This is a genomic window from Brevundimonas sp. (genome assembly GCF_036677305.1).
In the GTDB taxonomy this organism is placed as follows: Bacteria; Pseudomonadota; Alphaproteobacteria; order Caulobacterales; family Caulobacteraceae; genus Brevundimonas.
The window spans coordinates 1-9,710 of the sequence record NZ_JAKFEB010000198.1; the positions used below are offsets into that span (position 1 = coordinate 1).

General features: G+C 70.8%; 9 protein-coding genes. 1 reads left to right on the plus strand and 8 read right to left on the minus strand.

The window, feature by feature from the left end; genetic code table 11:
* From V6M42_RS11705 to V6M42_RS11720, 4 genes are all read right to left on the minus strand, one after another.
* Window positions 1-1,265 (minus strand): AAA family ATPase (locus tag V6M42_RS11705; RefSeq protein WP_332678597.1); only part of this gene is annotated, 1,265 nt, incomplete at its 3' end.
* A 14-nt stretch (window positions 1,266-1,279) separates the two neighbouring features.
* On the minus strand, window positions 1,280-1,900 hold the full coding sequence (locus V6M42_RS11710; RefSeq protein ID WP_332678598.1) for a thioredoxin domain-containing protein: 621 nt from the start codon (window positions 1,898-1,900) through the stop codon (window positions 1,280-1,282).
* Window positions 1,901-1,907: 7 nt separating this feature from the next.
* Complete coding sequence (locus tag V6M42_RS11715) at window positions 1,908-2,561, minus strand: DsbA family protein (protein ID WP_332657540.1); 654 nt, start codon at window positions 2,559-2,561, stop codon at window positions 1,908-1,910.
* Window positions 2,562-2,663: 102 nt separating this feature from the next.
* Window positions 2,664-3,230 (minus strand): DUF721 domain-containing protein, encoded by a 567-nt coding sequence (locus tag V6M42_RS11720; protein ID WP_332657539.1) that lies wholly within the window; start codon window positions 3,228-3,230, stop codon window positions 2,664-2,666.
* Between the two features lie 191 nt (window positions 3,231-3,421).
* Between V6M42_RS11720 and mutY the strand changes: the two genes are divergently transcribed.
* On the plus strand, window positions 3,422-4,435 hold the full coding sequence (gene mutY / locus V6M42_RS11725; protein WP_442880958.1) for an A/G-specific adenine glycosylase: 1,014 nt from the start codon (window positions 3,422-3,424) through the stop codon (window positions 4,433-4,435).
* Here the strand turns inward: mutY and V6M42_RS11730 are convergent.
* The 4 genes from V6M42_RS11730 to V6M42_RS11745 all read right to left on the minus strand — a co-directional run.
* Entirely contained in the window at window positions 4,432-6,579 is a 2,148-nt protein-coding gene (locus V6M42_RS11730; protein WP_332678602.1) for an amylo-alpha-1,6-glucosidase, read from the minus strand. The two genes, mutY and V6M42_RS11730, sit on opposite strands and share 4 nt — an antisense overlap.
* A gap of 108 nt (window positions 6,580-6,687) precedes the next feature.
* Window positions 6,688-7,800 carry a glycosyltransferase family 4 protein gene (locus V6M42_RS11735; RefSeq protein WP_332678603.1) on the minus strand — a complete coding sequence of 371 codons (1,113 nt, stop codon included), beginning with the start codon at window positions 7,798-7,800 and terminating at the stop codon, window positions 6,688-6,690.
* 133 nt (window positions 7,801-7,933) lie between these two features.
* Window positions 7,934-9,013, minus strand: a complete 1,080-nt coding sequence (locus tag V6M42_RS11740) for a site-specific DNA-methyltransferase (RefSeq protein WP_332657533.1) — start codon at window positions 9,011-9,013, stop codon at window positions 7,934-7,936.
* 65 nt (window positions 9,014-9,078) lie between these two features.
* The coding region (locus V6M42_RS11745) for an HAD family hydrolase (RefSeq protein WP_332678605.1) at window positions 9,079-9,710 on the minus strand (632 nt) is incomplete at its 5' end.

Genomic DNA, 9,710 nt, shown 5'->3' on the forward strand with positions numbered 1-9,710 from the left:
GCGGAGGACAGCTGGGCCTCCGCCCGCGCCACACGCGCCTCGGCGTCGCGCTTGCGGGCGCTCTCGGCGTTGACCCGGGCCTCGACCGAGGCGACGGCGCCGGCGACGCGCTCGACCTCGGCGTCGGCGGCCTTGCGGGCGTCCTCGGCGGCCGACAGGGCGGCGTCCAGTTCGGGACCGCGCGCGGGGGCGGCGGCGATCTCGGCGGTCAGGGTTTCCAGCGCCGCGCCCAGCCGGGCCAGTTCGTCTCCGGCGTCTCCGGCCATGGCCGTTTCGCGCTCGATGTCGGCGGCGATGCGGGCCCCTTCGGCGGTCAGTCGCTCGACCTCGGCCCGCGCCGCCTGTTCGGCCATGTCGAGCCGGTCGCGCTCCAGCGAGGCGCGGTGCAGCAGGGCCCCGGCGACGGCGTCCTCCTCGCGCGCCGGCTTCAGCGCCTCCTGCGCGCCCAGCGCGACGGTCTGGGCGCGGCTGGACGCGGTCGTCGCCTCCAGCACGGCGCGGTCGGCCTCGGCCAGTTCGGCGGCGGCGGCCTCGGCGGCGACGCGGGCGTCGTTCCAGCGCACGAACAGCAGGGCCGCCTGCAGGGCGCGGATCTCGGCGGAGATCTTCTTGTATCGCTCGGCCTGCCGCGCCTCGCGCTTCAGCCGCGACAGGGCGGTCTCCAGTTCGCGGCCGATGTCGTCCAGCCGTTCGAGGTTGGCCTCGGCCGCCTTGAGCCGCAGCTCGGCCTCGTGCCGGCGGGTGTGCAGGCCGGCCACCCCGCCCGCCTCCTCGAGGATGCGGCGGCGGTTCTGGGGCTTGGCGGCGATCAGTTCGCTGATCTGGCCCTGACGGACGAGGGCCGGCGAGTTGGCGCCGGTCGAGGCGTCGGCGAACAGCAGCTGCACGTCGCGGGCCCGCACCTCCTTGCCGTTGATGCGGTAGGTCGAGCCCTGGCCCCGGTCGATGCGGCGCGACACCTCCAGCATCGGGCTGTCGGTGAAGGGCTGGGGCGCCCGGCGCTGGGCGTTGTCGATGGTCAGCTGGACTTCGGCGTGGTTGCGCGGCGGGCGGTCGGCGGCGCCGGCGAAGATGACGTCGTCCATGCCCTGGCCGCGCATGGCCTTGGCCGAATTGGCCCCCATGACCCAGCGCAGGCCTTCAAGGACGTTCGATTTCCCGCAGCCGTTGGGGCCGACCACGCCGGTCAGGCCCGGCTCGATATGCACTTCGGCTGGATCGACGAAGGACTTGAAGCCCACGAGCCGGAGGCGCTGGAACTGCATGGGTCCCTACGCGGTCAACGGGCCGCGGCCGCCCGGATCGCGACCTCCAGCCCGCCCAGCGAGCGGTCGGTCACGCGGCGGCCGTTGACGAAGAAGCTGGGCGTATTGTGGACGTCGGCGGCGTGGGCGCTGGCGATGTCGCGCTCGATGGCGGCGCGGGTGGCGGGGGTGGCGGCGCAGGCGTCGATCTGGGCCCGCGTCCGCCCGCTGACGGCGATGGCGGGGGCGTACCAGGCGTCCAGCGCGCCGCCGCGCAGGACCGCCGCCTGTCCATGCATCAGGCTGGCCGCGACGTCGAAGAATTTGCCCGGGGCCGCACAGCGCGCGAGGGCGTGCGCGGGCAGGGACATCTCCTCCGGCGGCGTCGGCAGGTTGCGGAACACGAACCGGACCTGGCCGGTGTCGATGAACCGCGCCTTGAACCCGGGATAGACGAACTGATGCCAGTCAGCACAGGCGTGGCAGGCGAATGAACCGTATTCGATCACCGTCACCGGCGCGTCGGCGCGCCCGATGCTGCGATCCGCCGCCGACACGGGCGCGACCTGTTCGGTCGCGACCGCGGGCGCCGACGCCGAGGCGACGGGCGCCGCGATCATCAGCGCGAGGAGCAGCAGGAGACGCGGCGGCCGCACCGGGCGATCAGCCCTTCGCCAGCTCGGCTTCGATGGCCTTCGACAGGTCAGCCATGGTGGCGCCCTCTTCGCCCGGGGAGACGATGGCGGTGCCGTTGACGAAGAAGGCGGGCGTGCCCGTGACGCCGGCCTTGATGGCCGCTTCCGACCGCGCTTCCGACGCCTTCAGGTTCTCGGGGTCCTTGATGCAGGCCTCGATCTGCTGGTTGTTCAGGCCGGCGCCGTTGCCGACGCGGAACAGGGTGTCGCGCGGATTGACGCCCGTCTGCCACTCGGCCTGGCTGGCCATGATGCCGTGGATGACGTCGAAATATTTGTCCTCGCCGGCGCAGCGGGCGATCATGAAGCCGGCGACGGCGACATTGGCCGGCGGGGTCGGCAGTTCGCGGAAGACGTAGCGGACCTTGTTGGTGTCGACATAGGCGGCCTTGAACGCCGGCCAGGTGGTTTCCTGCCAGGCCGCGCAGTGCGGGCAGGTGACCGAGGCGTATTCCACCACGGTGACCTTGGCGCCTTCGGGGGCGCCCAGGGCCATGTCGCCCTCGGCCGCGCCCTTCGTGCCGCCTCCGCCGCATCCGGCGAGCGTGGCCATGGCGGCCATGGCGGCGGCGGTCATGGCCGCGCGGCGGCTCATGGCGGCGTATTTCGTGGTGGCGCTCATGGCGTCTTCCTCAAATGGCGGCGGGAATTTCCGGAGCATCGCGCGATTCCCCGCGGTCGCGCGCGTCTGACCACCTTCGAGAACAGAAAGGGCGAAGTTTTGTCAACGGCCCGCGCGGTCGCGGCCTTTTCCCGGATCGCCCAGAACCGCCCTGCCGAGCCGTTCGAGGGGACCCTTCAGGACGTCCGGCGCATCGGCCACCGCCGCCTTCAGCGCCGCCTCGTCCTGGGCCGCCAGCGGCTGGGCGGCGGGTCGGCGCTTCGGCGGCGCCGCGATGTCGGAGGGCGGCTTCACCGGGCCCTGGGCGATGCGCAGCTTTTCGACGCTGCCGGCGCCGAGGAACAGGTTCACCCGGGCGATGATGTCTTCCGACTGGTGCTGCACCAGAAGGGCCGCCGGACCGGCCACGCGCAGTTCCAGCGTGCCGCCGGCGCCGCCGCGGCCCTTGGTCAGCTTCTGGGGGCGGGTGACGCGGGCCAGCCGGTCGCCGACGATCTCGCGCCAGCGCGGCTCCAGCGCCTGCGCGCCGCGCCCGAATTTGGCGTCCAGCTCCTTGATCAGCCCCTGCAGCGCGCGGCCGGCCTTGGGCGCGGGGCGCGGGGCGGGACGCGTGCGCCGCCGCGACAGGATTTCGCGGACCTCTTCGTCGGTGGGCAGCGTGCGGGGCATTTGGGTTTGTATCGCATTGCTTTCGCGCCTGACCCACAAAAACATCCGTCATCCTCGGGCTTGTCCCGAGGACCCATGCCGACGAGTGACGGGCCGGGCGCGTTCAGGCGCCGCTGAGAGCGTCGCCCGGTTCTGCGACGGACGAATGGGGCCTCGGGACAAGCCCGAGGATGACGGGTAATGGGGAGTTGATGGATACTCATGCCCTCCGCGCGGCCCTGCTGGACTGGTACGACGCCCACGGACGCACCCTGGCGTGGCGAGCTTCGCCGGGCGCGCTGGCCCCCGATCCGTACCGGGTGTGGCTGTCCGAGGTCATGCTGCAGCAGACCACCACCCCCCACGCCACGCCCTATTTCCAGACATTCACCGCGCGCTGGCCCACTGTCTCCGATCTGGCGGCGGCCGCGGACAGCGACGTCATGGCCGCCTGGGCGGGGCTGGGCTATTACGCCCGCGCCCGCAACCTGCTGGCCTGCGCGCGGGCGGTAGCCGGCGACCACGGCGGCGTCTTTCCGGATACGGAGGCGGGACTGCTGGCCCTGCCGGGGGTGGGCGCCTATACGGCCGCCGCCGTGGCCGCCATCGCCTTCGGCCGCGCCGCCAATGTGGTGGACGGCAATGTCGAACGGGTCATGGCGCGGCTGTTCGCGGTCGGGACGCCGCTGCCCGCCGCGAAGCCCGAATTGCGCCGGCTGGCCGGGTCGCTGGTCGCCGACGACCGTCCGGGCGACTGGGCGCAGGCGCTCATGGACCTCGGCGCCACCGTCTGCCGCCCGGGCCGGCCCTTGTGCGAGCTGTGCCCGCTGACATCCTGGTGCGCCGGCTTCCGCTCAGGCGCGCCGGAACGCTATCCGCTGAAGACGAGGAAGGCGGAGCGCCCCCATCGCACGGGAACCGCCTGGGTCCTGCGCGACGACCGGGGCCGGGTGGCGCTGGTGCGACGACCCGACAAGGGGCTGCTGGGCGGAATGACGGGGCTGCCGACGTCGGAATGGTCGGCGACGGCGTTCGATGCGTCGCCGCCCGTCGCCGCCGACTGGCGCGACGCGGGCGCGGTCGAGCATGTGTTCACCCATTTCTCGCTGACGCTGTCGGTACGGGCGGCGACGGGGGCGGGCGATTTCCTGTGGACCGATCCGGACGAGGCCCTGCGCTCGCTGCCGACCGTCTTCCGCAAGGCGCTGGAGCGCGGTCTCGTCTAGCGGACCGTCCGCACCGACACCGGTCCCTCGCGACGCTGGGGGAAGACCACCGTGTGGTTGCCCATCTGCTGGAAGGCCAGGTCCACGACCCCGTCTCCGACCTGCAGATTGCTCACGTTCAGCCGGTCGATGCCGGCCGGCAGCACCGGGTCGTCGATCTCCACGGTTCCCGCCACGGCGTCGATACTGACCCCCAGCGCCGACTGCAGCATCAGGAACACCGACCCCGCCGCCCAGGCCTGGGGCAGGCAGGCGACCGGATAGGCGATCGGCGGCTCGCCGGGCTGGCGTTCGAAGCCGCAGAACAGTTCGGGCAGGCGCAGGTGGAAATGGGCCGCCGAGGCGTAGATCTCGCCCAGCAGCAGGGCCACTGCCCGGCGCTCGCCGTATCGCGCCATGCCCGCCGCCGCCATGGCCGTGTCATGGGGCCAGACCGAGCCGTTGTGATAGCTCATCGGATTGAACCGCGCCTGACCCGTGGCCAGCGTCCGCACGCCCCATCCGGAACGGAACTCCGCGCCGAGAAGCCGCTTCGTCACCCGCTTCGCCCGCTCCGGCGACGGCAGGCCCGTGAACAACAGGTGGCCGGCGTTGGACCCGATCGACCGGCACTGCTCCCCGTCGCCGTCCAGGGCGATGGCGTAGAAACCCTCGTCCTCCATCCAGAACCGGTCCTCGACCAGCGCCCGCACCCGCTCGGCCTGCGCCGCCCAGCCCAAGGCTCCGGGATCGCCCAGCGCCGCGCCGAGGTCGGCCATCGCCTGCCAGGCGGCGTAGGCGTAGCCCTGCACCTCCAGCAGGGCGACCGGCCCTTTCGGGAAGCGGCCGTCGGTGTGGAAGATGGAATCCTCGGAATCCTTCCAGCCCTGATTGGACAGGCCCGTCTCGGCCTCCCGCTGATAGCTGATCAGTCCGTCGCCCTGGATGTCGCCGTGATCCTTCATCCAGCCCACGGCGGCGATCAGATTGGGCCACAGCTGGCGGATGAGGCCGTAGTCGCCGGTCCGCCGGGCATAGGCGCCGGCCAGGGCCACGAACAGGCAGGTGGTGTCGACCCCGCCGTAGTAGAGGCCGAACGGCACCTCCCCGAGCGCGCTCATCTCGCCGCCGCGCGTCTCGTGCATGATCTTGCCGGGGGCGGAGTCCTGGAAGGCCGAGAACTCCGTCGCCTGCCGCATGGCCAGATAGGTCAGCACGCCCCGCGCCAGCGACGGATCCAGCCACAGCATCTGCCAGGCGGTGATGATCCCGTCCCGCCCGAACGGCGTCGAGAACCAGGGCACCCCGGCATAGGGATAGGGGCCGGTCGGCAGGTCGGTGGTCAGCAGGGCCACGTCGGCGCGGCTCTGGTCCAGCCAGTCGTTGAAGCGCGGGCTGCGCGGCCCTCTCAGCGAGGCGCCCCGCCGCCGCCGCGTTCGCATGGCCAGCCGCGCCGCCACGGCGTTGATCCGGTAGCGCGCCTCGTCCGGCGCCTCGCAACGGTCGGGGCCGCATTCGATATAGAGGTCGCAGCGCCGGCCCTTGGGCAGGCTGAACATGAATTCGGCGTGGGTTCCGCTCAGGCGCGCGGGCGGTTCGGAGAAGGCCAGGCAGCTGGTCCGCCGCACCTCGTCCAGCCCGACATAGGCGAAGGTCACGCGCCGCCCGTCGTGCGTCGGCGTCTCGGTGACCCCGCGCTTCTCGCGCAGGGTGCCGCGGACCTGGAAGATGTCCGCGAAGTCGGCGGCGAAATCCAGCGCCAGCGGCAGCAGCATGTCCTCGACGCCGTGGTTGACCATCCGCACCCGCTCGAACAGCCGCCGGTTCCAGACGAAGCGCCGCCGCTCGATATGCAGCACGCCCGCCGGCGCCGAGCGCCCGCCCATCGGCGGCAGGGGGCGGTTGGTCGAATGGCAGGTGAAATAGACGTTGTCCTGACTGACCCCCGAACTCAGCCGCGACGGCCGCGCTCCGCCGACCGTCAGCACCAGCCGCGACAGGATGCGGGTGTCATGGTCGAACAGGCCGTCGGCTCCGCCCTTCATGTCGCCCCAGCCGTCGGCGACCGCGAAGGTGTCGGCGTCCTTCAGCGCCATCAGCCGTTCCAGTCCGTCGGTGTCCGAGGTCTCGGCGGCGGTGGTGGTGACGGAATAGGCGTCGTCCATGAAGGCTCCGGGGGGCGGTTCAGGATCGGCCGAAGGTCTCACCCGAATGGGGACGCTTGATGGCGCCTGCGTACGGTAATGGACGAAGCGCGACCGGGTTCAGCGCGATCAGGCGTTGGCGGCGAAGCTGCGGCCTTCCAGCCCGCGCAGGGGCGTGACCACGTCGGCCAGCGGCTCTTCCGCGAAAGGCCGCTTGGCCAGCAGGTCGCCGTAGACGTCCAGATAGCGCCGCGCCATGGCCGTGGCCGAGAAGCGCAGGTCGAACCGGGCGCGGATCGCCTCGCGGTCCAGCAGGTGCGCCCGCCCGGCCGCCGCGACCGCCTGTTCCAGGGTGTCGACCAGGAAGCCCGTCTCGCCGTCCTCGATGATCTCGGGCGTCGAGCCGCAGCGGAAGGCGATCACCGGCGTGCCGCAGGCCATCGCCTCGATCATCACCAGGCCGAAGGGCTCGGGCCAGTCGATGGGGAACAGCAGGGCCTCGGCCCCGCCCAGGAAGGCGGACTTCTGGTGGTCGCCGATCTCGCCGACGAATTCGACCAGCGGATTGCCGTCGACCATCGGCTTGATGACCGTCTCCCAATAGACCTTGTCCGCCGCATCGACCTTGGCCGCCATCTTCAGCGGCTTGTTCAGCGCCGTGGCGATCTGGATGGCGCGGTCCGGCCGTTTCTCGGGCGAGATGCGGCCGAGGAAGGCCAGATAGCCCGCCGGCTTCGGCGAGAATTTATAGGTTTCGCCCGGCATGCCGTGGTGAACGGTGGCCTTCCAGTTGGCCAGCGGCAGGGGGCGACGCTGGTCATCCGAGATCGAAACGAGGCCGAACTCGGGCCAGCGCTCGTAGACGCCGCCGATGTCCTTCATGTCCAGACGTCCGTGCAGGGTCGTCACCGTCTTGTCGGCATGGCGCTCGAACATCGGGAACTGGATCATGTCGGTGTGGAAATGGATCACGTCGAAGTCGTCGGCGCGCTTCAGCACCTCGGCCAGCATGGTCATGTGGGCGGCCAGATCGGACTTCAGCGGGGCGGGATCCAGACGGATCGCCTGATCGCGCACGGGGATCAGCCGCGCGCGCGTCTCGGCGTCGGCCGAGGCGAACAGGGTGACGTCGTGGCCCAGATCGACGAGGGCGTCGGTCAGATGGGCGACAACGCGTTCGGTGCCTCCGTACAGCCTGGGGGGCACGGCTTCGTACAGCGGCGTGACTTGCGCGATCTTCATGGCCAAAAGCTCCCGACACCTCTGGGGAGGAGGCGCCGGACTATCAACCATCTCGCAAGTGCGAAGTTCCTCGAACGCGGTTTTTTCCTGTGCAAACTGCGCAGGTTACCGCGTTACAACTGTCCGCTGGCGGTCACTGCATCCCGGCGCGGACCTCGGCCCGCAGGGTGTCGATCGACCTAAGTCCCTGATCCGTCTTGAATCGCCAGTAGGTCCAGCCGTTGCAGGCCGGGGCGTTCTCGAACAGGGCGCCGAGCTTGTGGATCGAGCCGGTCAATTCGCCGGCCACCAGCGAGCCGTCGGCCCGGACCCGCGCCTCGCGGTCGCCGCGCGGGCAGTACAGCTTGTCGCCGGGCGACAGCAGGCCGGCCTCCACCAGAGCCCCGAACGGCACCTTCACCTCGGCCCGCTTGGAGCCCATGACCACCAGGTCCTCCGGCGCGGCCGGGATGACGGCCTTGATGCGTTTCTCGGCCACCTTGGCGTAGGTCTCGTCGCGCTCGATGCCGATGAAATGACGGCCCAGCCGCTTGGCCGCGGCCCCCGTCGTGCCGGTGCCGAAGAAGGGGTCCAGCACCACGTCGCCGGGCCGCGTGGCGGCCAGCAGCACCCGGTGCAGCAGGCCCTCGGGCTTCTGGGTCGGATGCGCCTTCTTGCCGTCGGCGTCCTTGATCCGTTCCTCGCCGGTGCACAGCGCCAGCGTCCAGTCGGACCGCATCTGCGTGTCCTCGTTGAAGGCCTTCAAGGCGTCGTAGTTGAAGGTGTAGCGCTTCTGCTCGCGGCTGCGGGCGGCCCAGATCAGGGTCTCGTGGGCGTTGGTGAACCGCGTCCCCTTGAAGTTCGGCATCGGGTTCGACTTGCGCCAGATGATGTCGTTCAGCACCCAGAAGCCCAGGTCCTGGATCGCCGCGCCCAGGCGGAAGACGTTGTGATAGCTGCCGATCACCCAGATCGAGCCCTCGGGCTTCAGCACCCGGCGGCACTCGGTCATCCATTCGCGGGTGAAGGCGTCATAGGCGGCGAAGCTGTCGAACTTGTCCCAGTCGTCGTCCACCGCGTCGACCAGGCTGTTGTCCGGCCGCAGCAGGTCGCCGCCCAGCTGCAGGTTATAGGGCGGGTCGGCGAAGACCATGTCCACGCAGGCGTCGGGGAGCGAGCGCAACACCTCGATGCAGTCGCCCCTCATGACGACGTCGGTCTTCAGATCGGACATTGGTACGCGGCCCCGCTCAGCTTGAAGACCGATTGGTGAATCATCGCGGTTAAGGGCGGGTTATTTCAGGCGATCATTCTCGCGACCTCGTCCCAGGACAGGGCGATGTCATGGGCGCCGGCCGCCGACAGACTCTCGGCGTGACCGTCCCGGATGTGACCGCCCGCGCACAGGCCGACGACCCTCATTCCGGCCGCAACGCCCGCCAGCACGCCTGCGGTGCTGTCCTCGACGACCAGGGTGCGCGCCGGTTCGGCGTTCATCGCCGCCGCGGCGTGCAGGAACAGATCCGGATGCGGCTTGCCCCGCGTCACATGGACGGCGGCGCTGAAGGCGGGGCCCATCCGGCCGGTCAGTCCGAAGCGGGCGAGACCGAGCTCGATCCATTCGGGCGTGGCGTTCGAGGCGATGCAGCGCGGGTGCTCCAGGGCCTCGACGAACCCGGCCAGTCCCGCCACGGGCGTCAGAATGGTGCTGGCCCGCTCATGACAGAGGCGCGTCCAGTCGCCGTGAACCGTGTCGGGGCAGGGGCCTTCCAGCCGCGCCTCGATCAGCGGCCGGCAATCCAGCCAGCGCCTTCCCATATAGGCGGCGATCGCGTCGTCGGTGCTCGTCGGCAGGCCGATCCCCGTCAGCACCTCGGCCAGGGCGGCGTTGTTGAGCAGTTCGCTGTCGGCGACGACGCCGTCATAGTCGA

Coding starts and splice junctions, on each gene's coding strand:
- V6M42_RS11715 (WP_332657540.1), bottom strand. CDS start 2,561: ATGAGCGCCACCACGAAATACGCCGCCATGAGCCGCCGCGCGGCCATG.
- V6M42_RS11720 (WP_332657539.1), bottom strand. CDS start 3,230: ATGCCCCGCACGCTGCCCACCGACGAAGAGGTCCGCGAAATCCTGTCG.
- mutY (WP_442880958.1), top strand. CDS start 3,422: ATGGATACTCATGCCCTCCGCGCGGCCCTGCTGGACTGGTACGACGCC.
- V6M42_RS11730 (WP_332678602.1), bottom strand. CDS start 6,579: ATGGACGACGCCTATTCCGTCACCACCACCGCCGCCGAGACCTCGGAC.
- V6M42_RS11735 (WP_332678603.1), bottom strand. CDS start 7,800: ATGAAGATCGCGCAAGTCACGCCGCTGTACGAAGCCGTGCCCCCCAGG.
- V6M42_RS11740 (WP_332657533.1), bottom strand. CDS start 9,013: ATGTCCGATCTGAAGACCGACGTCGTCATGAGGGGCGACTGCATCGAG.